The sequence below is a fragment of the Streptomyces sp. BYX5S genome (assembly GCF_054724165.1).
In genome coordinates, this window is the sequence record NZ_CM138829.1 from 4,230,949 (window position 1) to 4,254,910 (window position 23,962).

A 23,962-nucleotide genomic window follows, 5' to 3' on the forward strand; every position below is an offset into this window, starting at 1 on the left:
CTCGGCGACCGCCCCCGCGGCGGTCGCGGCCACTTCAGCGCTCGGCCGATGGGCCCGGGCAGTGCTCGCCCTCCTTCACGGCGCGCACCGTGACAGCCGTGGTGACGGCATGGCGTCCGGGCGGAGGTTGCTGGGTGCACACCGTCCAGTTGCTGCCGCGCAGCGTCATGCGATGGTCCGGGAGGGCGTCCTGACCTGCCAATCGGTTGAATCCGGCTGCGCGAGCGGCTTGTTGGGCTCCGGCCAGTGTCATACCGCGCAAGTCGGGGAGTCGAGCTGTCTGTTGACGACCGTGCTGGGAGAGGGCGAGCAGGGCGACGATGGCTGCGAGGGCGAGGACGGTGGGGCCTTTTCGCATGCGTGTCCCAGGGTAAGTCGCGGTCGGTGTGGACGAGCGGTGATGCGCCCGCGCAGCTGCGCGGGCGCATCACCGAGGTCAGCGGGTGCTGCTGAGATCGACTGGTCGGGTGACGGCGTCACCGGCGGGAGGGGCCGCCAGCTTCTCTCCTTCGATGTCGACGTGCGGCAGCCTGCGGTCCAGCCAGTGGGGCAGTGACCAGGCTCGGCGGCCGAGGAGCGCCAGGACGGCGGGGACGATGGTCATGCGGACCACGAACGCGTCGAAGAGGACCGCGGCGGCCAGACCGAAGCCGAGTGCCTTGATCATGGGATCGTCGCCGCCGATGAAACCGCCGAAGACGCCCGTCATGATGAGCGCTGCCGCGATCACGACCTGGCCGCTGTGGCGGAAGCCTTCGACGATCGCCTGGCGGGGATCGGCGCCGTGCACGTACGCCTCACGGATCCGGGTCACGAGGAAGACCTGATAGTCCATGGCGAGGCCGAACACGATGCCGACCAGAAGGATCGGCATGAGGCTCATGATCGGACCGGTGGTCTCCAGGCCGAGCAGTTCCATGAGCCAGCCCCACTGGAAGACCGCGACCACCGCGCCGAAGGAGGCCAGGATGGACAGCAGGAAGCCGAGGGCGGCCTTCAGCGGCACCAGGATCGAGCGGAAGACAAGGATGAGGACCAAGAAGGCCAGACCGACGACGACCGCCAGGTAGGGGGCGATCGCGCTGGAGAACTTGGCGGCGACGTCGATGTTCAAAGCGGTGGTGCCGCTCACCAACGCCTCGGTCCCGGTGGCGGCGCTCACGCCCTTGGCCTGGTCACGGATGTCGTGGACGAGGTGCTCGGTCGCTTCGCTCGCGGGCGCGCTCCTGGGCACGACAGTGATCATCGCGGTGTCGCCGGCCGGGTTGTAGGTGGCCGGGGCGACGGCCGCGACGTCCCGCAGCGACTCGACATGACCTTTGAGTCGATCGGCGGCCGTCCGAGTCGCCGACGGGTCGGTGTCGGTGACGACGAGGGTGAGCGGGCCGTTGAAGCCGGGGCCGAAGGACGCGGCCAGCATGTCGTAGGCCCTGCGCTCGGTGGCCGAGGTCGGCTTGGAGGAGTCGTCCGGCAGGCCCAGTTGCAGCTTGGCCGCGGGCAGCGCGATCAAGCCGAGAGCCGCGACGGCGAAGAGCAGGACCTTCCACGGGCGGCGCAGGATGAAACGGGCCCAGCGTTCCGCCAGCGGCGTCCTGCCGCGCGCATCCTGCTTGCGTGCCGTGCGGCCCAGGACGCGTTCGGGGGCGAAGCTCAGGAGCGCCGGGACCAGGGTGATGGCGACCAGCACGGCGACCACCACGGCTCCGGCGGCGGCCATGCCCATCGCGGTGAGGATCGGCAGGTTCACCACGGCCAGGCCGGCCAGCGCGATGACCACGGTCAGACCGGCGAAGACCACAGCGGATCCCGCGGTGCCGTTGGCGCGCCCCGCGGCCTCGCGGGCGTCGTGTCCCGCCGCTCGTTCGGCGCGGTAGCGCGAGACGATGAACAGGGCGTAGTCGATCCCCACCGCGATGCCCAGCATGGTGGCGAGGGCGGGCGTACTGCTGTTGAGGTCGAAGGCTGCCGTGAGCGCCGTGATCGCGCTCGCCGTCACGCCGATCCCGGCCAGCGCGGTCAGCAGGGGCATTCCGGCCGCGGTCAGCGAACCGAAGGTCAGGACGAGGATCACCGCCGCGAGCAGGAACCCGATGGCCTCCGAGGAGGCGGCAGCCTCGGCGGGAGCCAGCGCGGTGCCGGACGCCTCGACCTTCAGATCGTCGTCGCGCCCCTCGTCGAGGGCCTCCTCGAGATGCCGGTGATCGGCGTCCGTCAGGTCGGCGGGCTTGGCGCGATAGGTGACCTGGGCGTAGCCGGTGGTGCCGTCGGCGCTGATGGTCCTGCCCTGGAACGGGTCGGTGACCGAGGCGATGCGCGGCGAGGACGTCTTCACCTTCTCCAGCAGCGCGGTGACGTCGGACCGCGGGCCACGCTCGCTCAAGACGTGGCCCTGCGGCGCCCGTACCACGACACGGGCGCTCGCCCCGTCGGCATTGGCGGCGGGGAACTTCTGACCGAGCACGTCGTAGGCCTTCTGCGCCTCGATGCCCGGCAGGGTGATGCTGGAGTTCGCGCTGCCGCTGCCGACCGCCGCGGCGGCGCCCGCGACACCCAGCACGATCGCCCAGAGCAGCAAGGTCAGCCAGCGGCGATGGAACGCGCCGCGACCGACCCGGTGCAGGAAAGTAGCCATGAGAAAGACAGACTCCGTAAGTGAATGACGTGGACAAGGAGCAGCGGCGCGGCGCCCGCGCGACGTCGGGCGTCGGTGTCCGACGCACCGCGGCTTGCGGCACCACGGATGACGAGCAGTAGCTGATCGAGCTCCGCGTGCCGTGGTCGGACAGGACGTGCGGCCGGCACAGGCCGGAACCACATCCCCGCCGCACCCCGCACTGTGCGGGGCACCGGCGCCGGTGGGAGGTCGCCCGTGCCCCGACTCCATGCTGGGCGAGGACCTGCGACTGTCGCGTCAGCCCTGGGTACGGGCCGGGACGTGGCGTGTCGGTCATCCGGCTGACAGCGCAACAGCCGGTCGGGTTCCTAGGCTGACCTCGTGGATTGGAACCTTCCGCTTTCCTCGGCGGTGCGACGCATGGTCATCATCGCCGTGGTGATGACCCTGAGCCTGATGTGGCTGGCCGACATCACCGTGCTGCGTACGCTTCCTGCGCCCCGGGCCGTCACGGACTGGCTGCCCGTGTTCGTCACCGGCCCGCTGCTGACGACCGCGCTCCCCAGCACCCGCTTCTCGCCGGCGCTGCCGGTACGTGCCATGACTGCGGCCGGCATCTCCATCGCCTTGACCTGTGTCTGCCTTGCCGTCCCGCAGACAGGCACGGACTTCGGCTTCCTGGAGGCGTTCGCGCTGCTGTTCCTGGTCGTGCGCGTTCTCGCCCAGACACAGGCCGCCCGCACCGCCGCACCATCGTGCGCCCTCCTGACCGCCGCCGCGCTGATGATGCCCCTGCGCAGCCGGACCCTGGACACCTTCGTCTCAGGCAGCTACCTGCTGACCACCATCTTCTCCCTGGGCATCGCGACCGGCTGCGCCATCCGCGCGCTCGAGAGCCGACGGCAGCGTGCCGTGCACGACGTGCGCCAGGCGGAGCGGCTCGCGCTGGCGCGGGATCTGCACGACCTGATCGCCCACCACATGACCGGCATCATCGTGCAGGCCAATGCGGCACGAGCCGTCCACACGACGGCACCGCAGAAGGTGGAACCCGCCCTGGAGGCCATCGCCCGCGCCGGCACCGAGACCCTGGAGTCGATGCGCCGCCTGGTACGCGTCCTGCGCGAAGAAGATCACCAGGTCCTGCGCCCTGGCGACCTGCTCGCCGAGATCGCCGAACTCCTCGCCGCGTTCTCACGACAGCAGCCGCACGCCCCGGCGGCCCGCTTCGAGGCCACGGCGGCTGCCCGCACCAGCCGGTACAGCCCGGAGGTCGAAACCTCCGTGCACCGGGTGGTGCAAGAGGCACTCACCAATGTGCACCGGCACGCCCCTGGCGAGCGCGTGACCGTTCGCCTCGACGCGGACCCGCAATGGCTGTACGTCACGGTCACCAACGGCCTCGGACCGCGCCGCGCGGGCTCTCCCGCAGGCGGCCGGAGCGGCTTCGGCCTCATCGGCCTGAAGGAACGTGTCGAGGCCCTCGACGGAACGTTCAGGGTCGGCCCCACAGGCGATGGCAGGTGGGAAGTCTCCGCCGACCTCCCGCGCACCACCGCTACTGCGGCCCGCCCCGCGAAGTGACCACCCGTTCTCCCACGCCCGCGCCAGTGCGTCGCAGTCAGGCCCTACAGCCCCAAGATCCGCCGGACACTGCCTCGGCGCCCGCGAGAATGAGGTGAGCAACCCGGTGGACGCAACGCACGAGAGCGCTGGGACGCTCCCTCCCCGCTGCCCCGCAGTACGACCCGCGTGCGCATGGACGGTCCCCCTCAGGAGGAGGTGGACCAGAGCCGACACCTTGCCACGGGAGACCGGAGGGGGGCCGCTGCCTCGTTCTCGCGCTTGGGGTGATAGGGAGCGCAGCGCTGCTCGGCGTGCAGTCCCGCATGCAGCCAGCTTGCTGGCTGTTCGATGTGAAGCCCTGGTGGTGCCATTGGGGTGCAGTCGGGAGGTCTGTGCCGCCGGGGCTCAGGCTGCGGGGCCGCCGTGTGCGTCCCTGAACGCGGGAGATGTCTCATCCGGCCGGAAGGAAGAGCGAAGGTGGCCGAGGAACCGATCGACGTGGTGATCGCGGACGATCAGGAGTTGGTGCGGACGGGTTTCCAGATGATCCTGGAGGCCGAACCGGGGATCCGGGTGGTGGGTGTGGCGCGGGACGGCGTGGAGTGTGTCGAACTGGCCCGGCGGCTCGAACCCCAGGTGGTGCTGGCCGACATTCGTATGCCCAGGATGGACGGCTTGGAGGTGACGCGCGTTCTCGTGCGGGAGGGGGGTTCCGGGCATGCGCCGAACGTCGTCGTGATCACCACGTTCGATCAGGACGACTATGTGCGCGATGCCGTGCGGTACGGCGCCTGCGGCTTTCTGCTCAAGGACGCGCCGCCGGCGCTGCTGGTGGAGGCGGTGCGGGCGGCGGCGCGCGGGGACGCGCTGGTCTCGCCTTCGGTGACCGTACGGCTCCTGCGCACCTTGCAGGGTGGCCCGGCGGATGCGGGGCAGCGGGAGGCTGCCGGGCTGAGCAGTCGGGAGACGGAGATCATGCGGCTGGTGGCCGTGGGCCGGACCAATCAGGAGGTCGCCGATGCGCTGTTCTTGTCACTGTCGTCGGTCAAGACGTATCTGGGCCGGATCCAGGCCAAGACCGGCGTCCGCAACCGGGTCGAGATCGCGGCCTGGGCGTGGGAGAACGGAGTGGTCTGCTCTCGGGGCGGGCGGGGATAGCCGCGGTGCGCGGGGGCCGACGTGGACCTCCCACCGGCCGTCGCCTGTAGAGCCGGTCCTGAATGCTCTGGCGAGGGCGGCCTCGACGCGCTTGTTCAGTCCGATGAGACCGAAGCCGCCCGGCCGACCGCATCGAAGAGATGTGGGAGATCAGCCACCACGCACTGGCCCATTACCAGCTACCGTCCACCGGCGAGACGGTCCTCCTGCTCCAGATCGCCCGGTGTCGGAGACGCTGGCGGCGGTGACCAGCACGGTCAGCAGCAGGCCGAGGGTGTCACAGCCCAGGTGCCGTTTGCGGCCGGTGATCCGTTCACCGGCGTCGGCGCCCTGGTCGGCGCGGTACACGTTGGCGGAGGTCTTGATGGTCTGGGAGTCCAGCAGGCAGGCCGACAGCGCGACCGCCGCCCTCGTGCCGTACGCCTGGTGTTCCGCGACGCCCATTCGGAAGCACCCACCTGTCCGCCGTAGTCGCTCGGGCACGTCCAACTCCGGTACGGGACCAAAGGTTGGGCCGCTCCCCCAAAGCCGCAGGGCCCCCGTTGGAGAGCTGCCGCACTCCCACCGGGTACGCCGCGGGGGCTCCAGCCGGTGTGTGCTGGTGGGCCGTCGCCCCGGTCATTGCCGGTATGTTGGCCTGATGGACCAGGCGTGGAGCGAGTTCCGTGACCGGCTGCGGGAGGAGGTGGCCAGTATGCGCGAGAGGGACACCCTGGTGGTCTCCGAGCCCGACCCCATGCCGGAACCCGACTCCTCGGGCCGGCACTGGTGGCAACGGCGCCCCAAGCCCCGGCGGGAGACCGGGCGTTACGTTCAGTTCATGAGGTGGGACGACGGATTCGGCGCCGAATGCGTCTCGTCGGCGTACCGGAAGACCACCGAGACACAGAAGCAGCGGCTCCTGGCGCTCGGCTGGTCCGATCCGGACACCCACAAACCGCGTAGCGGGCGCTCGGAGAACCACGAGATGTGGTTCGGCCTCGACGAGGTCGACCGCCTCGCCCAGATCTCCACCGACGCGCTGCGCGTACTGGGCGAGGAGCCGCCCGACGGGCAGTGGACCTGGCGGAAGGACCCGCCGGTGTGAACGGCCGGAGCGAGTGGGGAGTTCCTTCTGGACCGCATCGCTGACCAGAAGAGAGGATCACCTGTGCCGCTCGAGAAGACCCCCTTGGCGCGGTGAACTGTGGCGACGCCTTCGGCAGGGCGGCCTGCGTATACCCGATTGTCAGGCCATCGGGGACGGGCCGTCGACGGGGTTGGGGTGGGCTGTCCGTCACTACCGCCGGTATCCTCGCCGCCGTCGAGTGCCGGAACGTCACGTCATCTCAGGGAGTGACGCTTGAACACGCCTGGCCACATCGGTCGCGCGAATGGTGGGCCCAGATCCATTGGGGCGCTCTGTCCGCTGCTCGCTGTGGTGCTGCTGGGGTGACCGGTCCGGTCACCCGGGACGCGGCCTGGACCTCGGCCTGGCGGCCCCTGAGCCGATCGTCACGCGCCGAGTGACGAGGCGAGCTCGGTTCGAGAGGGGGCGGGGCCGGAGCTCCGATCGTCACGCGCCGAGTGACGAGGCGAGCTCGGTTCGAGAGGGGGCGGGGCCGGAGCCGGTCCCGGCAACGGTGACCATACCCAGCCGGATGAACGCCCCTTTGATCGCCTGGTGACCGAGTGCCGCGAAGGCTCCGGCATGGAGTGACCTGCCCGCCCTCACCTCTGTGCAGCTCGGGTCCGTCGACCCAACTGAGTAGCTGTGCTCATGTGCAGTGCCTGCTGGATCAGCATGCTGGACGGTATGCGATTGACGGGACGCCGCCAGCGATCGGAGGGTGATGAGTCCGAGACCTGGGGGTGAGCCGTCGACCGGCGAGCAGGTCGGGGTCAGCGTGGCGCTTCTCGTCATCGATCTGATGGTCATCGCCTATCTGCTGTTTCTCCGCTACGGGATGACGGGCTGGGCTGATGCCTATGACAGCCTCAATCCGCCTGATGCGCCCCGGGAGGCGTTGCGGGGAATGGGGTTCCTGCTGGGCGGCGCAGTCGTCACCGGCGGTGGTCTCCTCGTTCTGGGATGGCGTGTCCCTGGCGTCATCCAACTGGTTGTCCTGGGAGTCGGAGCAGGGCTGCTTGCCTATGTGGCTGTCCGTGGACCGTGAGCGCCCGCCGATGCGGTCGGGGCTGCGCGGAGGTGGGTCAGGCATGCCGACGCCGTGAACCGGCCACCGGGCGCCGGTGCGTGAGCCATCGAATGATGGATAGCCTGCGTCACCATGATGCGCACCTGGAACCTGCCGGTACTGCTTGTGCTCAGCGGCTCAGCCCTCGCGGCAGGGGTGATGCGCACGGGAAGCCCCGGCATCGCCGCGGCACTCCTGCTGGCGTTCCTGGTACTCGCCGGCGTGAACTCACCGATGATCTTCCCGAGGTCGATCGGCGCGCGGGAGGCACAACACCGCAGCGCGGTCGACGGCCGACCGGTTGTCTTCTGGCGGCCGGGCTGCACGTACTGCATACGACTGCGCATCCGACTGGGCCGCAGCGCGCGTCAGGTGCACTGGGTCAACATCTGGCACGACCCGGCAGGAGCCGCCGCGGTGCGAGCAGCCAACGACGGCAATGAGACCGTGCCGACCGTCCTCGTGGCGGGCCTGCCGCACACCAACCCCGATCCCGCATGGGTACGCGCACAGTCCTCCCCTTCCGCCTGATCAGCAACCACCCTCCACCCAACAGACCCCGGAACGTCCAGCAGGCAGCAGGCAGGAACCAGCCGTTGAACGGGCATGCCAGCACTTCACGGGACGGGCCGACGCCGGTGGTGCCTGCCGCGCTGCGAGCCGAAGGCGCCCCGCCAAGAACCGTTCACGTGCGGGTCGATGCCGAGCGGCGGCTCCGCAACTCCTCCAGCGTTGTTCGAAGCCAGGCCAGCTCGGCTGCGGTGGTGGCGCGGGCCACCGTCAGCACTCCGCGCCGGAAGGGATCGTCCAACTCTTCCACGCGCAATGGTCGTTCAGCGTCGTAGTAGAAGCTGGCCGGCTCCTCCAGGAAGGTCAGCCTGCGAAGAAGCACCGTCATCTGGGCGCCCGGGTCGTCGAGGTGACGCAGGAAGGTGAGCAGCGTGAACCATCGGTTCTCGTCGGTGACATCCGGTCCTTCGGCCTCGGCGAGCCGGCGCAGGAGTTCCGCTCGGCCGGACGCGGTGAGACTGAGCGTGTGGCGTGGTGCCGCCGATGTTCCCTGCTCGGTTGTACGCACGAGCAGTCCGGCCCTTTCCAGCCGTTTGATCGCCGGGTAGAGCGTGGATTCGCCGACCGGGCGTACGTGGCCGGTGAGCGCGGTGATGCGTTTGCGCAGCGCGTAGCCGTGCAGCGGGGCCTCGTACAGGAAACCGAGGATCGATAGCTCCAGCATGCGCGCATGCTCCCTCCGCACCGTGATACATCGTTGACGTGATACTACGCTGACGTAGTATCGTGCCGCGCGCACCGAGGACGAGGGAAGCTGGGGGAACCGAGGACATGCGACAGGCATCATTCGACGCGCGCGGCAGCAAGATCCGTTGGGTGGAGGCGCCCGGCGACGGACCGGCGACGGTGTTCGTGCACGGGCTCGGCGCCGCTTCGACCGTCTACCACGCCCATATCGCGGCGCGGCCCGAACTCGCGGCCCGCAGAGTTCTCTTCGTCGACCTGCCGGGGCATGGCATCAGCGACAGGCCCGACGACTTCGCCTACACCCTAGAGGATCACGCGGAGGCGCTCGCCGCCGCGCTCGACGAAGCCGGTGTGCGCCATGCCGTGGTCGCGGGCCACAGCATGGGCGGCTCGGTCGCCATCGTGCTGGCACACCGCCGCCCCGATCTGGTGACACGGCTGATCGTCACCGAAGGGAACCTCGACCCGCACCCGGGACCAACGGCGGGCAGCAGCGCTATCGCCTCGTACACGGAGGAAGAGTTCGTACGAGGCGGTGGCTTCGCCCGCGTACTGGAACACGCGGGTCCGGACTGGGCGGCCACGATGCGCCTCACCGACCCCCTTGCCCTGCACCGCTCCGCTACCCACCTGGTCCGCGGCACCGTCCCGGTCATGCGCGAGATGCTTGAGGACGCACCGATGGAGCGCCTCTACCTCCAGGGCGAACGCAGCGGCGACCTCCCCGGGCGAACACGCCTGGAGGCCGCAGGTGTTGAGGTCAGGACGGTCCCGTCGGCAGGCCACAACATCATGTTCGACAACCCAGATGCGTTCGTACGGGCTGTGGAACAGGTGTAGAAGAACCGACCGCCACTGGATGTCAGGGGCAGCGCCGGCGCACGACGCCGACGGGGGGCGGAGGGGCGCGCCGGAGGCGGCGGCCTGGGCCGGGTGTACTCGTCGCCGGGGCCGCACCGTGCCGGTGGCCGAGCGGGGCGGGGCGGGGTGGGCCGCCCACCGACTATCATCGCCGAGTTCGTGCCACCCACCGGCCCGGGCATCGCGGCGCGGCGTCCAGGGGAGCTGACACGGCATGAGAACGAAGAGCGCAGCGGCGTGGGTGGTAGCGATGCTGTTGCTCGGCGCAGCCGCCGGCGGCTGCGCCGAGCAATCGGACCAGGAACAGTCCGGCAGCAGCGCGAAGCAGACGAAGTCCCACCGCGAACCCGAGAACAAGCCTGATGCACGGGTCGTCGAGCACGACGACGACCACACCGTCCTCGAACTGTCCGACGGCCGGCAGGTATCCCTCCGCTTCACTCGCCGCGGCCTGGAGGCACAGCATCGCGACGCCTCTGACGACGCCTGGTCCGCCCGGAAAACGGTCTATGAGACCGGCACCAGACCGTGCGGCGGCATCAGGGCAAAGGCGTACCGGGACACCGTGTGGCTCGCGGCGGGCTTCGGCCAGTACTGCAGAGACGGCGACGAACCGCAGGAAGTGATCGCGGCCGTCGCCACCGGGGACCTCTCCTCCTGGACCACCGACCCGACCAAGAACACCATCCCCTGGCCGAAGGCCCGCATCAGCGACGGTGGCGCCCGAGTGGACTTCGTCCATCCCAGCATGCTGTTCACCACCACGCTGACCTGGCGCAAAGGCTCCGGATTCGCCAAGGTGGCCACGGCGTACAAGCCCATCCACCGCTGGTTCGTGGGCCGGTGGCGAGCCACGGACGGCAGCCAGCAGCTGACCATCAATCAGGTCGAGCCTGGCAAATGGGCACGCATGGTCATCGAGTCCCGCACCGGCCCGCGATGCAAGGGCAGCGCCATTGTCTCCGGCATCAACCAGTACGACCTGTCCATGAGCAACTTCAAGCTCGATCAGGGCACCAGGACCGTCAACTGCCCGCCGGCGGAGCTCAAGTACGACTTCGACGTGAAGTCCTCGGACGGCCCGCTGCGCCTGCGCACGATCGGCAACCACCCGAAGACCGTCCTCACCTATGAGCGGGTGGGCTGACGTACGACTCCGTAGGAGGGGCGGCGGGCACGTCGGACAGTCACCGGAAGAGCCCCGCGCGCGATGCGCGATGCCCCCACCGGTATGCAGTTGCGTCCGCCGGATTGTCGGCGTCGTCGACCTCGACCAGGTGGCGCCAGCAGCCGGGGCGTGAGCCGTCCAGGCCGGTGAAGCCGTACTCCTGTAGTTCTGTCCTCCTGTCCTCCTGGGTGAGTTGGCCGCTGGAAAGCGACTGGGAAGGCGACGGAGGCGCCGAGGTCAATGCTGTCCTTCACCGCCCGGAGCTCGAGGACGGCGTCAGCGCCACCCAGCCCCCACCACCACCTTGCCCCGGTGATCTGCAGCGCCGGGCGGCCCTGGAGTTCGAGGACCAGGCCCGCCCGGGTACACCCATCAATGCCCCACCAACCGCTGACCAGGCCTGCGACGACGCGGAAACGGCGCTACCCCGGGCGTGGTCCGGGGCAACTCGGCGGCCGGGGCGAAGGCGAGGGGTCAGCCGCGGACGATGTTCTCCGCCTGCGGGCCCTTCTGGCCCTGGGCCACGTCGAAGGTGACGGGCTCCCCCTCGACGAGCTCCCGGTAGCCGTTGCCGGCGATGTTGGAGTAGTGGGCGAAGACGTCGGGGCCTCCCCCGTCCTGCTGGATGAAGCCGAAGCCCTTCTCACTGTTGAACCACTTCACGGTACCGCTGGCCATACGACAGTCCTTCACATCACCCGAGCCCGCGACAGCGCGGGCCCGGCGTCCACGAGCAGCCCACCGCGGGCTGCCTCACGCACATCCTGCCCCACACCCGCCGCTTCTGATCAGTCCCGTGCGGGAAAGGAAGCAGCTCACGTAGTGGGCCCCCGTCCCCGTCTGCCGGCATGTTCCTCGTGTTGCCGCTTGAGTCCGTCGAGCTACCGGCGGCCGTGTCGGGGCCTATCCACCAGCCGTCCACGCCGCTGCGGCCGAGGACAACGTGACAGCAGCCGAACGGGGGCACGGTCAACAGGTCGCCGCCACCGTGCGGACCCATGCACCGGCGGCGCCAGCCGCGCGTACGGATGTTGGTGCCGCGGGCGTCAGCTTGCGCATCGCTTTGGCACTGTGGATCGACCACGCGGCCGGTACCGGCCCCACCCGAAGCGAGCCACAGACCGGTGGTCGCCACCGTCCCCGATGACACCGACTGCCAGGGGCGACCAGCGAGCCCGTACGCGAAACGGAGCGGGTACGCAGCTGCCTCCGCACCACCAGGCGTCACGCAGCGAACACTGAGACCTCGTCGCCCTCGTCCACGCGGGCCGCTTCGACCGCGGTCAGCTCGTCGAGCGCACTGCGCCAGTCGTGGCCTGGCCGACAGTGAAGGTGGCACCGGGGGCGGCGTAGTCGACAGGACCGCCGAAGCGGGCCGAGGCGCGGGCCACCGCCTGCTGGGGAGTGAGGAAGCGGCCGACATGCGTGACGATCAGCCGGTCCGCACGGGCCGAGCGGGCGGTGTCGCCGGCGTCTTCGGGGGTGTGGTGCACCTGGTCGCCGTGGTCCGGGGCCTGTGCGCTCTCGGCCTCGCACAGCAGCACGTCGCACCCCTCGGCCAGCTGTGTGAGGCTCGGGCACGGCGCCGTGTCCCCGGAGTACACCAGCGACCTGCCGGCCGCCTCGATGCGCAGCGCGAACGCCGGGATGTCGTGCGTCACCGCCCGGCTGGTCAGACGTAGCGAGCCGATGGCCACCCGGTGCCCGTCGTGCAACTCGGTGACGGAGAAGGCGGATTCGATCGGACTCCGGGTCGATGTGTTGGTGAGGAATCCGGCCAGCCGGTCGGCGATCCCCGGAGGCCCGAAGAGAGGTATCGGCGCTGCCAGGCGGATGTCCGCGTACAGGGCGGCGTAGTACGCGGTGAGCAGGTCCGCACTGTGATCGGCGTGCAGGTGGGAGATCCAGATCGCGTCGAGTTCGTCCAGCCGCACGTGCTGCTGCAGCGGGCCGAGCGTCCCGCTCCCCGCGTCCACCCAGATCCGGGTGTCGCCTCTCGACACCAGATACCCCGAGCACGGATTGTCCACGCTCGGATACGGCGTCGCGGATCCCAGAACTGTAAAGCGTGGACGGTCATCAACCATCCCGGGATCCTAGGACACGCGATCCGCAGAGTTTGAGGAATTCTCGTGTCCTGGCCGTCGTCGAAGGGCTCGACACACAGGCATCGACCACACCGGTCCTGCCCTCCAGCGGGACGCCCCTCGGACTCATAGATCATCTGGGCCCGCGGAGAGGCGCTGGTTACAGGTGGCCGTCACCGGAGCGGTCTCTATCCGCTGCCGTGGCTCAGGACGGCGCGGAGGGGGCGCGCCGCCGCTTCCTCTGGGGTGTCTTCCTCTGAAGTGTCGTAGTAGCCGGGGCGGGCAGGCGAGCGGCCTTGCTGTCGGTCTTCTCCGGGATCGTGTGCCGGATGCTTCGTTGTCGCAGGTACTGGCGGCAGAGGCCGTTGCTGTAAGCCTTGTCCGCCGCGACGCTGTCAGGCGCGTGCTGGTGGGCGCGCACGGTCGTGGAGTCCACCGATACGTCCCAGTCGATCTCGCCCACCGCATCGGCCATGGCCTGCACGTGCTGCAGCAAGCGTTCCCCGGTGCCGTCCGCGGACCATAACCGGTGCCGCTCACAGATCGTCTTCCACGGTCCGTACCGCTCGGGCAGATCACGTCATGGCACCCCGGTCCGCACCCGGTGAAGGATCGCGTCGATCACCTGTCGATGATCTCGCCAGCGCCCGCACCGCCTGTTGCTCACCGGCAGGTGCGGCCTGCGGTGTTCTCCCACTCGACATCCGTGAGATCGCCGCGATCGCGCCGGCCCATAGGGCGTGCGCTCGCCTTACCGTCGCGCAAGCCAGGTCGCTACCTCGTCCACAACCGCAGGATCGACATGTCCTGGTTGCGCGTACTCGGCCGGCGTGGGTCGGCCGCTGCCGGGAAAGAAGAGGTGGTTGGCCTCCTCGTGGATCCTGATGGTCACCTCGGGCCGGTGCGCCAGGGCACGCTGCCAGCCTGTCAGGTCGTCGGCGACGGTCACTTGGTAGTCCCGCCCGCCCTGAAGGATCAGCATCGGACAGTCCAGTTCGGCTGCCGTTGCCACCGGGTCGTAGGCGCGCAGGTCGAGCCAGTAGGCGGCGGAGAGGCCGAGCGGCAGCAGGCTTGACGGCGTGTCAGGCGTTAGCGCCGGGTCCGCCACCGACGCGGCCTGCTGGACCAGTGCCGACACCGCCTCCTCCGTGCTCGGGCCGGGGGCGAGCTCCGCGAGGTAGCGGGCGACCCGGACGGCCGCCTCGTGCATCGGCTGCGTGTCCGCGGCGAGCAGCACCAGGCCCGCGATCGATGCGTCGGCGGCGGCGATCCGGGGCGCCACCTTGCCGCCCATGCTGTGCCCGAGCAGGTGGATCCGCTCCGGTGCCACCTCGGGCTGCTGCCGGAGCAGCCGGACGGCAGCGAGAGCGTGGGGCAGGTACTCGTCGGCCATGGTGAAGTCCGGTGGCAGACGGTCCGGGTGCGCGAAGGTCACCTTGTCGAAGCGCAGCACGGCCACCTGTCGGGAGGCGAGCCCCCAGGCGAGGTCCTTCAGCGGCTTGTTCGGGCCGCTGCTTTCGTCCCGGTCGAACGCGCCACCACCGCTGAGCAGCACCACGGCGGGCCACGGTCCGGAGCCGGTGGGCAGGCTGAGCGTGCCGGGGACCGCGAGCGGCCCGGTACCGAGCAGGACGTCCCGCTCGGTGAACCGGTCCGTATCCGCGTAGTGCGGCGGCTGCCACTCGGCGCCACCGTGCGGATCGAGTCTCAACCCGTGCAGCAGACCGTCGTCGCCGACCGACATGACCACGGTGAAGCTGCCATCGGCGCAGCTCACCGGGATGCGTACGCGCACCAGGCCGGCCTCGCCCACCTCGGTCACCGGCTCCTCAATCACTTTGACCCCGCCCAGTCCGGCAGCCTCGGCCGTCCATGCAAGCCGCAGCGCCTCGGCGGAGACCGCGGCCCTCAGCGGGGGCGCGAACAGCCCCACGAGTTCGCCGAACCGCTCCGCCCGCAGCAGCGCGGCGACGCCTCGCGCTGCCTCCAGCACCCCACCCTCGTCCATTCTCATATTTGAGAAAGGTAGCAGTCGTGAGAAAGTTGGGCATGAACTCCCTGGATCTGCTCGCCCACCCCATCCGGCTACGGATCGTGCATGCGATGGGCGGTGGAAGGCTGCTGACCACCGCACAGCTCTGTGCACGCATCCCAGAAGCCTCCAAAGCCACCGTCTACCGGCACATCGATCTGCTGGTGGTCGGCGGGGTCCTGGAGGTGGCCGAGGAGCACAGGGTGCGCGGCGCGGTGGAACGGCACTACCGGCTGCGACAGGACCGGGCTGTGATCAGCTCCGAGGCGGTCCGCACACTCACCGCCGAGGACCATCGGCAGGCTTTCGCCACCGCAATGACCGCCCTGCTGGCCGAGTTCACCGCCTATCTCGACCGCGACAGAGCTGATCCTGTGGCCGATCGGGTGGGTTACCGGCAGCATGCACTCTGGCTCAGCCCGGCGGAACTGGAGGAACTGATCGTCGATCTGCGCGCGGCCATCGCTCCGAAACTTGCCAACCAGCCGAGTCCCGAACGAGCGCAATACCTGCTCAGTCCCATCCACTTCCCGATAGAAGCTCCTCAGGCGGAACCCGAGCGGCCCACGACAGAAGCCGAGCAGGAGACAGAAACATGATCGGCCAGACAGCCCCTAGCCGTTTCACTTACCTCGATGGGCCGTCGGGCTCGGTGCGTCGTGGCCGATCCGTGCCAGCGCGGGTCGGCCCTCGTCCGGCGTCACTTGCCGCTGTAGACGGGGAAGGCGCTGTGGTCGCCGTAGTCCACATCGCGCAGGCCCCGCAGAGCGTCCATGTCCGCGTCGGAGATCTCGAAGTCGACCTCGGCGTTGGAGCGCATGTGCTCGGGGTTCGCCGTCTTGGGCAGTGACACCGCGCCCATCTGGAGGGTGTAGCGGATGCAGAGCTGGGGGACGGACACACCGTACTTCTCGGCCATCGCCTGGACTTCGGCGTTCTTCAGGATCGCGCCGTGGGCGATCGGTGAGTACGCCTCGACGAGGATCTGCTTGCTCGCGCAGTAGGCCATGAGCTCGGCGGGGGTGTTTCCGGCGTGGACGAGCAGCTGGTTCACGTGCGGGACGACGTTCGCGCTCTGGAGGATATTCTCCAGGTCGTGCTGCTGGAAGTTGGAGACGCCGATGGCCCGGATCTTCCCGGCCTGGTGGGTCTCTTCGAGCGCGCGCCATGCTTCGCGGTTGCCCTGAGCGTAGTCGCCGCCGCGGAAGTCGTTCCACGGCTGCGGGCTGTGGATGAGCATCAGGTCGATGTACTCGATGCCGAGCTTGTCCAGCGATCCGTCGATCGCGTCGACCGCGCCGTCGTAGTCCTTGATCTCCGCTGCGAGTTTCGTCGAGACGAACAGGTTCTCGCGAGGTACGCCGGCACCGCGGACGCCCTCGCCGACGCCGCGTTCGTTGCCGTAGGCCTGGGCGGTGTCGATGTTGCGGTAGCCGATCTTCACGGCCGCGCGGACCGCCTCGGCCACCTTGTCGTCGTCGATGAACCAGGTGCCGAGCCCGAGCTTGGGGATCTCGACGCCGTTGGACAGCGTGTAGGTCTCGTTGAGGATGGTCATGCGTTCGCTCCGTTCTTGGGCAGCTTGCCGTACACCTCGTCGGTGACGGGCTCGAGCCATTCGTTGCTGACGTCTTCACCCGGGGTGATGAAGGCGAGGTGGGAGAACCACGCGTCGGCCTTCGCGCCATGCCAGTGCTTGGTGCCGGCCGGGACGCGGATCACGGTGCCCGGCTCCATGCTGACGGGCTCCTCGCCCTCAGCCTGGTACCAGCCGCTGCCGGCCGTGCACAGCAGGATCTGGTCTCCGCCGCCGTTCGTCCCGTGGTGGATGTGCCAGTTGTTGCGGCAGCTCGGCTCGAAGGAGACGTTGCTGACCGGGACGGTGCCGGAGGCGAGTGGAGCCAGGTAGCTCTGGCCGGTGAAGTATTGCGCGTAGGCGTCGTTCTTCTCGCCGAGCGGGAAGATCTGGTCGAATCCGTTGCCGTCCATCTTGTTCCTCTTCCGGTTCGCTGTGCCCCGCTGAAGGTGCGGGGCGGGTTTGTTGCTCGCGCCGGGGGTCAGGCGGAGCGTTCGTCCGCGAGCTTCTTCAGCAGGGTGATCGCGGTCATGGCGTTGGGCCATCCGGCGTAGAACGCCAGGTGCGTGATCGCCTCGGACAGCTCCTCGACCGTGAGCCCGTTGTCCAGCGCCACACCCAGGTGGTACGGCAGCTGCTCGCTGCGGTAGAGGGCGGCCAGCACGCTGACCGTGACCAGGCTGCGGTCCCGAGGGGAGAGCCCGGGGCGCTCCCACACGTCCTGGAACAGGACCTCGTTGGTGACCTCGACCAGCTTCGGCGCGATGCCGGCGAGCTCCTGGGGCGCGGGCTGCTTCGCCATGACGTGACTCCTTGTAATGGTCGGACGGGAGGATGCGGCACTGCCACTGTCGGCCGCCCCGGGTCGGCAGGCATCCCGTAAGGGGGCCCGCCTTTCGGGCGGGGCCGCATTCGCTGACACCATCGAGGAAACCGCAGCTCACAGGCGTCCGGAAGGCTCTGCCGTTCCAGGTATTGGCAGAACCTCCCAGCCGCCCCCCACGCCTCCTAACCTGGACAACATGGACACCAGCCGCGAGATCCGAGAGTTCCTCGCCACCCGCCGCGCCAAGATCACCCCGGAGCAGGCCGGCCTGCCCGCCTTCGGGAACGGCAAGCGCAGGGTTCCCGGCTTGCGCCGCGAGGAAGTCGCCCTGCTCGCCGGTGTCAGCATCGACTACTACGTCCGCCTGGAACGCGGCCAGCTCGCCGGTGCCTCCGAGGAAGTCCTCGACGCGCTCTGCCGCGCCCTCCAGCTCGATGACGCCGAACGCGCCCACCTGCACGACCTGGCCGCCGCCCAGCGCCGGCGCCCGGCCCGCCGCGCCGCTCGCCGGACCAAGGACCCCGTTCCCGCCAGCCTCAAGCGGGTCCTGGAGTCCATGACCGGCTCACCGGCCTTCATCCGCAACGGCCGCCTCGACATCCTCGCCGTCAACGAACTCGGCCGCGCCCTGTACGCACCCCTGTTCACCGCAGCGGCCCGCCCGGTCAACATCGCCCGCTTCCAGTTCCTCGACCCGACCAGCCGCAGCTTCTTCCCCGACTGGGACGCCTCCGTCAACACCACCGTCTCCCTGCTGCGCACCGAAGCCGGCCGAGCCCCGGGCGATACCGAACTCACCGGCCTCATCGGCGAACTCGTCACCCGCAGCGACGAATTCCGCACCGCCTGGGCCAAGCACAACGTGCGCCTGCACCACACCGGCCGCAAGCACTTCCGCCACCCGGCCATCGGCGAGATCACCCTCGACTTCGACGCCATGCAGCTGCCGGGCGACGCGGGCCTGACCCTCACCGCCTACAGCGCCGAACCCGGCACCCCCGAACACGACGCCCTCATACTGCTTGCGTCCTGGGCCGCAACCAGCTCCGACCAAGCCCGCCACGACGCATCCCGCCCCTGAGCAGACCCGTCAAGCGCCGACGTCCTGCCAAGCTCCGACGTCCTGCTCCATCGCACTGCGACGGCGACGCAGCGACCTCGGACAGCTGGAAGTGATGATCGGGCTCGTGCCCACCCTGACGGTGGCGCGCCTCTGCGCGAGGAACATCGTGTGGTGGGGGGGGCATCTGCGGTAGCCGCAGACGGGCTCGGCGCACGCATCGTCCGCACCCCGCACGGGGGCACCGGCCGCTGGCGCGCCGCACGCCCGGATGGCGGGCCCTGCCGCCCTGGAAGATCATGACGGTCAGGCAGTCGTACTTGACAGCATCAGGCAGTCGTACCTGACAGCAGGGGAAGGGCTCGGCCGTGTGGCAGTTCTTCGCGGACAATCCGTGGGTCACCGTCTTCGTCGTGATCACGGCAGGCGCGCTGCTGGGCATGGTGCGGTTCGGGCCGGTGAAGCTGGGAGCGGCGGGGGTCCTGTTCGTGGGGCTGTTCGTGGGCGCGCTCGACGCGGACATCGGGCCGGCCGTCCCTGCCGGTGTCTCCGCTCTCGGGCTCGCGCTGTACGTCTACACGGTCGGGCTCGAGTCAGGTCCGGCGTTCTTCCGGGAACTGCGCGGTCAGCTTCCGGTGATGGCCGGCGCGATGGTGGCGCTTGCCCTGACCGCGGTGGCGGTCGGGCTCGTCGGGCACCGGTGGTTCGGGATCAGCGGCCCCTTCCTCGCCGGCGGTTACGCCGGAATCGGGACCACCACTCCTGGTCTCGCCGCCGCCCAGGCCGCCTCCGATGATCCCGCCCAGCCGGCGGTCGGCTACGCCATCGGCTATCCGCTTGCCGTGGTCATCACCATTGTGTTCATCGCGGTGATCGCGGCCCGCCACACGTGGACGGCGCGCCGTGATCCCGACTCCGGTCTCCCGTCGAAGCTGGTGGCCCGGACCGTGGAGGTGACCCGCTCGGTTCGCTGGGCCGATGTGCCGGGCGTGGCCGAGCGGCGGGTGATGGCCAGCGAGTTCCGCCCGGCAGGCGGTGTGCCTGTTGTCGCGCACACGCTCGATCGGTTGGCTCCCGGGGACCGGGTGGTCCTCGTCGGCGGCGAGCGGGACCTCCAGGCCGCTCTCGACTGTCTCGGGGTGCCCGCCTCCCAGGACCTCCTGGAGGACCGGCACACGGTGGACTACCGCCGTATCCTGCTCACCAATCCGGCCCTCGCGGGCCACACCGTCGCCGAACTGGGTCTCAATGAGCGCTACGGTGCCCTCGTCAGCCGTGTGCGGCGGGGGGACTTCGACATGCTGGCCCACGACGATCTCGTCCTTCAGCTCGACGACCGGCTCAGGATCGTCATGCCCCGCGAGCAGACCACGGCGGTCAGCACCTACCTCGGCGACACCGAGACCAAGGTCAGTGAGGTCAGCGCAGTCAGCCTCGGTCTGGGCCTCGCCCTGGGTTTCCTCATCGGTATCCCCTCGCTGACCCTCGGCAGCACCACCCTGGCCCTGGGAACGGGTGCAGGCCCGCTGGTGATGGGCATGTTCCTCGGCTGGCGGCGGCGCACCGGCCCCCTTGTGTGGACGCTTCCCACCCGCGCCAACCTCACCCTCCGCCAGATCGGCCTCCTGCTCTTCCTCGCCGTCGTCGGCCTCACCTCCGGCTACTCGTTCCGGCAGAACGCGTTCTCCGTCTTCGGGCTCAAGCTCCTCGTGGTCCTCGTCATCGGCGCCGTCGTCAGCTACGCGCTGATGGTCCTGATCGCTCGTCTCCTCGGGCAGAGCCGCGAGCGCACCATGGGGCTCCTCGCCGGTTACGTGGGCAACCCCGCGATCCTCGCCTACGCAAACGGTCGGGCCACCGACAGCCGCATCAACGCCGGCTACTCCACCCTCTTCGCCCTCGCCATCCTCGTGAAGATCGTCTGTATCCAGCTCATCGTCGGTCTTTGAGCCGCGCCGGCCCGCCGCCCCGTCGCCATGCCGGCACGGGGGTACCTCTCGCGTGCGACGGCGGCCCGGACTGGGCGACGATCAGGCGAAGCGGCGGGTGGAACGTACGGCCTCTGCCTGCCCGTCGACAGGCGAGTCGTGCAGAGAGCGGGCCAATTGCCCTTCTCCGCACCAAAGGCAGACGCCAGGGGCGACAGGTCCTATGGGGCGAACTCGGCCGTGGGCCCCTGGACTTCCAGGATGACGGCCGTACCTCCGATGGTTCGGTCCTCGTGCATCGTGATCGTTTGGCCGGGCTGGAGGTGCCGCCATTGCGAGGGGTCAAGGGGTGCAAGTCGCACCGAGGAACGCTCGCCGGGCCCCAGTGTGGGGGTGAACTCGACCCACAGGCGTGCGATGTTGAGCTCCTCCTCACCGGTTGGAGTGTGATGTCCGATGTTCCACATCGGCCGCAGGACACCGGCTCCGGAGAAGTGTGTCTGCCGTCGGTTCTCGCTGGCCGGCCGAAGCGTGAGGTCGGCGCGGATCATCCCGTTGCGGGCCTCGTAGCAGCGCCAATGGCACCAGGCCGCGCTTCGCTCCATCCGCATCTGCTCGGCGGCCGTGGCGAGGCTTTCCCAGAAGTCGCGTGGAAGCGGGTGGCCGTCGCCGAGTTCCTCCAGGACTCCGAGGGCCACTTCCCACTCATCGTGGGCGAGGTGGTTCCAGACGTCGTCGATCGTGATGTCGTTCTCCGTGGCGATCGCTGCGGGGACCAGGAGGGAGGCGGCTTCCAGTAGCCCGGGGACGTCCATGCGTTGATTCTGGACCACGGTCTCCTGGCGGTGGCAGGAGTTGCACGATGGCCTCAGTTGAGCAGATCGCGCCCACGACCGCAGCTCATGCCCCCCGTCCGGGCACTCGAATCATGCGCCGCTCGGTCTCAGCCCAGGTGTCACCATCCAGCTCGGCTCGCACCAATTCGGTTGGCCGCTGGTTCTCAGGCCGTACGCAGGCAGAAAGGGTGTCCGGCCGGGCTGGCGTAGACGCGGCTACCGGTGCGGGTTTCCGGGGTGGTCTTGTCGGTGGGGCGCAGTCGGGTGGCGCCGGCGTCGGTGGCCGTGCGGTCGGCGGTGGCGAGGTCGTCGACGCCGAAGTCGAGGTGCATCTGCTGGGAGGTGCCGTCCGGCCAGTTCGGGGTGGTGTGCCCGGGGGCGGACTGGACGACGATCACCGGGAGGCCGGGGGCCTGGATGAAGTGGTGGGTCGGTGTGGGGGTGAGGGAGCCGCCGAGCAGCCGGTGCCAGAAGGAGCTTTCCTTCTCGATGTCGGCGGCGTCGATGATCACGGAGCTCAGGGTGAGGGGCATGGGGTGTCCTGTTCGTACGGTCGGTGGTTGCTCAGACGGTCGGGATGATGCCGCCGTCGACGCGGAACTGCGCCCCGGTGAGCCATTTCGCGCGGCCGGAGGCGAGGAAGGCGATCATCTCCGCGACATCCTCGGGGTCTCCGGGGCGGCCCATGGGGACGTTCAGGTGGTCAACGATCCGCTGGGTGACCTCTTCGGTGGTCATGCCCTGCTTCTCGGCCATGTGCTTCAGGTGGGTGGTGGCGCCGTCGGTGACGACGAAGCCGGGGAGGACGCAGACCACGCGCACGCCGTGCTCGCCGACCTCAGTGGCCAGTTCACGGCTGTAGGTGTTGAGCGCGGCCTTGGCGGCGGCGTAGGACGCCTCGGTGCGCTGAGGCAGTTGGCTGGCGATCGAGGAGACGTGCACGACGACGCCGGAGCCCCGCTCAACCATTCCCGGCACCAGGGCCCGGTCCAGGCGCACGGCGCTGAGGAGGTTCATCTCCAGATCCGCCTGCCAGGATGCGTCCGACCGGCTCAGGGTCGGCGCCGGGGCGCTCGCCGCGCCCGCGTTGTTCACGAGCACGTCCACACCGCCCACCTGGTCGACGACCCGGCGGCCGAGTTCGGCCACACCCTGGTGCGTGGAGAGGTCCGCCGCGAGGAAGGTGGCACCGCTGTCCTTCTCGGGTCGGCTGCGCGAGGCCGTCAGCACGGTCGCGCCCGCCGCGACGAAGCGGCGCACGGTCGCCGCGCCCAGGCCTCGGCTGCCGCCGGTGACCAGTACGCGCAGGCCGTCGAGGCTGTTGTCGATGATGGCCATGGGGTCTCCCCTCCGTAAGATGAACCCGACTCCGGAAACGGTACACGTAAACGGAACCAGACTCACCTTACGGAGGTTCTCTTGCCGGCATCACGCCCGCTGCGCGCCGACGCGCGACGCAACCGCGAGGCACTGCTGTCCGCGGCCCGCCAGGCGTTCCTCGGCGGCGACACCGACGCTCACGTCGAGGACATCGCCCGCAGCGCCGGTGTCGCCGTCGGAACGCTGTACCGCCACTTCGAAACGCGCGAAGCGCTGATCGAGGAGGTCTACCGGAAAGAGGTGGACGACCTGTGCGCCGCGCCCGGCGCCCTGCTGGGCCAAAATGCCCCCGAGGAGGCGCTGCGGCGGTTCCTGCTGCTCCTCGTGGACCACGCGGCGGTGGGCAAGGGGATGTCCAGCGTGCTGGAGAGCATCATGGCGACGGACTCGCCGGTCTTCGACGACGCACGCACCCGCATGGCCGACGCCCTCTCCCTGCTCCTCGAAGCCGGCAGCGCGGCGGGCACCGTCCGCGACGACGTCACGGGCTCAACTCTGTTGCGTGCCCTGGGCGGAATCTGCGGGATGCGCGCCACGGAGGGGTGGCTGGTGGAGGCCCGGCAGATCACCGCCCTCCTCTTCGACGGCCTGCGGCACGGTGCCGCGGAGGCACTTTGAGTCGGGGACCGCGCGGCCGGTTGGGGGCACGCCCCTCTGGATCCATCGATCGACTCGCGCCTATCGTGCGAACGTGGACTGGCTCATCTCCCTCACCCTCGCTATCCCCTGCGTGGGGCTGGCAGGGCCACCTTCTGCAGCAGCGGAGCTACGGTACGGCGGACCTGTCCGGCTGACCGGTTGGGTCTTCGTCGCGTTGGGCTTGCATCCGCTCCTGGCGGAGACAGTCCAACTGACCGGCTGGGCGTGCGTCGTGCGGGGGCTGTTTCGGCTATTCGTCCTGGCTTAGCGGCAAGGGCGGCGACGAGTACGGGCAGACTTCCGCAACCACACGAAGGGAACGCCTCCGGATCAGGACGGTCCGGGCGTTCCTCGTTTGACCTGTCGCCGAGTGCCGCACATGGCTACCGCGTGGATCACGCTTCCGGCATCCTGTGCCCATGGCTAGGGGGCGGCGGCGCGCGATCGGCGGCTACAGCGTGCTCACCCTTGTCTGTGCCGCGGTCACGGCATGGACTGTGATGACAGGCCTCGCTCGGCTGGGGTTGCTGGGCGATTCTGTTCAGGTTCGGATCGCAGAGTGCCATCAAGAGGGCGGTGGGCGCGCAGGGAGCCACTCGGTGTGCAGTGGCCCTCGGATGGACTCCAAGACGCACACCGTGAAACTCCGGTACGAAGGCCACCAGGGGGAAGTCGTTCGAGCTGCGCGGAAGCCGTGGGGCAGCTACGAGCCTGTGGGAACGGGCTTCGTTGCGTGGGGTACGTGGATGCTGATTCCGGTTCTTCCTCTCCTCGGAACAGTCGCGGCCGGGGCGTTC

Annotated in this window: 23 protein-coding genes and 3 pseudogenes; 11 read left to right on the forward strand and 15 right to left on the reverse strand. The window is 69.4% G+C overall.

Going from position 1 to position 23,962, the window contains the following annotated elements; translation table 11 throughout:
- Positions 1-34: 34 nt before the first annotated feature.
- Both ACYBSK_RS19310 and ACYBSK_RS19315 read right to left on the reverse strand, forming a co-directional pair.
- A complete protein-coding gene (locus tag ACYBSK_RS19310) occupies positions 35-358 on the reverse strand; it encodes a hypothetical protein (RefSeq protein ID WP_460242603.1) in 324 nt (107 codons plus the stop codon).
- A 78-nt stretch (positions 359-436) separates the two neighbouring features.
- On the reverse strand, positions 437-2,632 hold the full coding sequence (locus ACYBSK_RS19315) for an MMPL family transporter (protein ID WP_460242604.1): 2,196 nt from the start codon (positions 2,630-2,632) through the stop codon (positions 437-439).
- Positions 2,633-3,034: 402 nt separating this feature from the next.
- Here ACYBSK_RS19315 and ACYBSK_RS19320 point away from each other — a divergent pair, with 402 nt between their 5' ends.
- Together ACYBSK_RS19320 and ACYBSK_RS19325 are read left to right on the forward strand one after the other, a co-directional pair.
- Positions 3,035-4,198, forward strand: coding sequence for a sensor histidine kinase (locus tag ACYBSK_RS19320; protein ID WP_460242605.1), 1,164 nt, complete (start codon positions 3,035-3,037; stop codon positions 4,196-4,198).
- Between the two features lie 459 nt (positions 4,199-4,657).
- A complete protein-coding gene (locus tag ACYBSK_RS19325; protein WP_460242606.1) occupies positions 4,658-5,338 on the forward strand; it encodes a response regulator in 681 nt (226 codons plus the stop codon).
- 225 nt (positions 5,339-5,563) lie between these two features.
- On the opposite strand, the pseudogene ACYBSK_RS19330 reads toward ACYBSK_RS19325, so the two are convergent.
- A pseudogene (locus tag ACYBSK_RS19330) lies at positions 5,564-5,731 on the reverse strand (transposase); the annotation flags it as partial.
- Positions 5,732-5,978: 247 nt separating this feature from the next.
- On the opposite strand from ACYBSK_RS19330, the gene ACYBSK_RS19335 reads away from it, so the two are divergent.
- From ACYBSK_RS19335 to ACYBSK_RS19345, 3 genes are all read left to right on the forward strand, one after another.
- Positions 5,979-6,425, forward strand: coding sequence for a TY-Chap domain-containing protein (locus ACYBSK_RS19335; protein ID WP_460242607.1), 447 nt, complete (start codon positions 5,979-5,981; stop codon positions 6,423-6,425).
- A gap of 745 nt (positions 6,426-7,170) precedes the next feature.
- Positions 7,171-7,494, forward strand: a complete 324-nt coding sequence (locus ACYBSK_RS19340) for a DUF6234 family protein (protein WP_460242608.1) — start codon at positions 7,171-7,173, stop codon at positions 7,492-7,494.
- A 114-nt stretch (positions 7,495-7,608) separates the two neighbouring features.
- Positions 7,609-8,046: a glutaredoxin domain-containing protein gene (locus tag ACYBSK_RS19345; protein WP_460242609.1), complete on the forward strand. Its 438-nt coding sequence runs from the start codon at positions 7,609-7,611 to the stop codon at positions 8,044-8,046.
- Between the two features lie 154 nt (positions 8,047-8,200).
- Here ACYBSK_RS19345 and ACYBSK_RS19350 read toward each other — a convergent pair whose 3' ends face one another.
- Positions 8,201-8,749 (reverse strand): PadR family transcriptional regulator, encoded by a 549-nt coding sequence (locus ACYBSK_RS19350; protein WP_460242610.1) that lies wholly within the window; start codon positions 8,747-8,749, stop codon positions 8,201-8,203.
- A 107-nt stretch (positions 8,750-8,856) separates the two neighbouring features.
- On the opposite strand from ACYBSK_RS19350, the gene ACYBSK_RS19355 reads away from it, so the two are divergent.
- Together ACYBSK_RS19355 and ACYBSK_RS19360 are read left to right on the forward strand one after the other, a co-directional pair.
- On the forward strand, positions 8,857-9,612 hold the full coding sequence (locus ACYBSK_RS19355) for an alpha/beta fold hydrolase (protein ID WP_460242611.1): 756 nt from the start codon (positions 8,857-8,859) through the stop codon (positions 9,610-9,612).
- 235 nt (positions 9,613-9,847) lie between these two features.
- On the forward strand, positions 9,848-10,780 hold the full coding sequence (locus ACYBSK_RS19360) for a hypothetical protein (protein WP_460242612.1): 933 nt from the start codon (positions 9,848-9,850) through the stop codon (positions 10,778-10,780).
- A 40-nt stretch (positions 10,781-10,820) separates the two neighbouring features.
- Here ACYBSK_RS19360 and ACYBSK_RS19365 read toward each other — a convergent pair.
- The 5 genes and pseudogenes from ACYBSK_RS19365 to ACYBSK_RS19385 all read right to left on the reverse strand — a co-directional run.
- Positions 10,821-11,015, reverse strand: a pseudogene (locus tag ACYBSK_RS19365) (hypothetical protein); the annotation flags it as partial.
- A 260-nt stretch (positions 11,016-11,275) separates the two neighbouring features.
- Entirely contained in the window at positions 11,276-11,479 is a 204-nt protein-coding gene (locus ACYBSK_RS19370) for a cold-shock protein (protein ID WP_457478412.1), read from the reverse strand.
- Positions 11,480-12,084: 605 nt separating this feature from the next.
- Complete coding sequence (locus tag ACYBSK_RS19375) at positions 12,085-12,888, reverse strand: MBL fold metallo-hydrolase (protein WP_460242613.1); 804 nt, start codon at positions 12,886-12,888, stop codon at positions 12,085-12,087.
- Positions 12,889-13,174: 286 nt separating this feature from the next.
- Positions 13,175-13,623, reverse strand: a pseudogene (locus ACYBSK_RS19380) (transposase); the annotation flags it as partial.
- A gap of 16 nt (positions 13,624-13,639) precedes the next feature.
- Positions 13,640-14,902 (reverse strand): alpha/beta hydrolase, encoded by a 1,263-nt coding sequence (locus tag ACYBSK_RS19385; RefSeq protein WP_460242614.1) that lies wholly within the window; start codon positions 14,900-14,902, stop codon positions 13,640-13,642.
- A 35-nt stretch (positions 14,903-14,937) separates the two neighbouring features.
- On the opposite strand from ACYBSK_RS19385, the gene ACYBSK_RS19390 reads away from it, so the two are divergent.
- Positions 14,938-15,519 (forward strand): helix-turn-helix domain-containing protein, encoded by a 582-nt coding sequence (locus tag ACYBSK_RS19390; RefSeq protein WP_460242616.1) that lies wholly within the window; start codon positions 14,938-14,940, stop codon positions 15,517-15,519.
- Positions 15,520-15,620: 101 nt separating this feature from the next.
- Here ACYBSK_RS19390 and ACYBSK_RS19395 read toward each other — a convergent pair whose 3' ends face one another.
- The 3 genes from ACYBSK_RS19395 to ACYBSK_RS19405 form a co-directional block, all read right to left on the reverse strand.
- Complete coding sequence (locus ACYBSK_RS19395) at positions 15,621-16,478, reverse strand: aldo/keto reductase (protein WP_460242617.1); 858 nt, start codon at positions 16,476-16,478, stop codon at positions 15,621-15,623.
- Positions 16,475-16,909: a cupin domain-containing protein gene (locus ACYBSK_RS19400; protein WP_460242618.1), complete on the reverse strand. Its 435-nt coding sequence runs from the start codon at positions 16,907-16,909 to the stop codon at positions 16,475-16,477. The genes ACYBSK_RS19395 and ACYBSK_RS19400 overlap by 4 nt, the downstream gene beginning before the upstream one ends.
- Before the next feature lie 68 nt (positions 16,910-16,977).
- Positions 16,978-17,298 carry a carboxymuconolactone decarboxylase family protein gene (locus ACYBSK_RS19405; RefSeq protein WP_460242619.1) on the reverse strand — a complete coding sequence of 107 codons (321 nt, stop codon included), beginning with the start codon at positions 17,296-17,298 and terminating at the stop codon, positions 16,978-16,980.
- 220 nt (positions 17,299-17,518) lie between these two features.
- Here ACYBSK_RS19405 and ACYBSK_RS19410 point away from each other — a divergent pair, with 220 nt between their 5' ends.
- Positions 17,519-18,403 carry a helix-turn-helix transcriptional regulator gene (locus ACYBSK_RS19410; protein WP_460242620.1) on the forward strand — a complete coding sequence of 295 codons (885 nt, stop codon included), beginning with the start codon at positions 17,519-17,521 and terminating at the stop codon, positions 18,401-18,403.
- A 347-nt stretch (positions 18,404-18,750) separates the two neighbouring features.
- A complete protein-coding gene (locus ACYBSK_RS19415; RefSeq protein ID WP_457478424.1) occupies positions 18,751-20,331 on the forward strand; it encodes an aspartate:alanine exchanger family transporter in 1,581 nt (526 codons plus the stop codon).
- A 200-nt stretch (positions 20,332-20,531) separates the two neighbouring features.
- Here ACYBSK_RS19415 and ACYBSK_RS19420 read toward each other — a convergent pair whose 3' ends face one another.
- The 3 genes from ACYBSK_RS19420 to ACYBSK_RS19430 all read right to left on the reverse strand — a co-directional run bounded on the left by ACYBSK_RS19420 (position 20,532) and on the right by ACYBSK_RS19430 (position 22,484).
- Positions 20,532-21,125: a hypothetical protein gene (locus tag ACYBSK_RS19420; RefSeq protein ID WP_460242621.1), complete on the reverse strand. Its 594-nt coding sequence runs from the start codon at positions 21,123-21,125 to the stop codon at positions 20,532-20,534.
- A gap of 185 nt (positions 21,126-21,310) precedes the next feature.
- Entirely contained in the window at positions 21,311-21,679 is a 369-nt protein-coding gene (locus ACYBSK_RS19425; RefSeq protein ID WP_460242622.1) for a VOC family protein, read from the reverse strand.
- Between the two features lie 31 nt (positions 21,680-21,710).
- Positions 21,711-22,484 carry an oxidoreductase gene (locus ACYBSK_RS19430; RefSeq protein ID WP_460242623.1) on the reverse strand — a complete coding sequence of 258 codons (774 nt, stop codon included), beginning with the start codon at positions 22,482-22,484 and terminating at the stop codon, positions 21,711-21,713.
- An 81-nt stretch (positions 22,485-22,565) separates the two neighbouring features.
- On the opposite strand from ACYBSK_RS19430, the gene ACYBSK_RS19435 reads away from it, so the two are divergent.
- Entirely contained in the window at positions 22,566-23,144 is a 579-nt protein-coding gene (locus tag ACYBSK_RS19435; protein ID WP_460242624.1) for a TetR/AcrR family transcriptional regulator, read from the forward strand.
- Positions 23,145-23,962 lie beyond the last annotated feature (818 nt).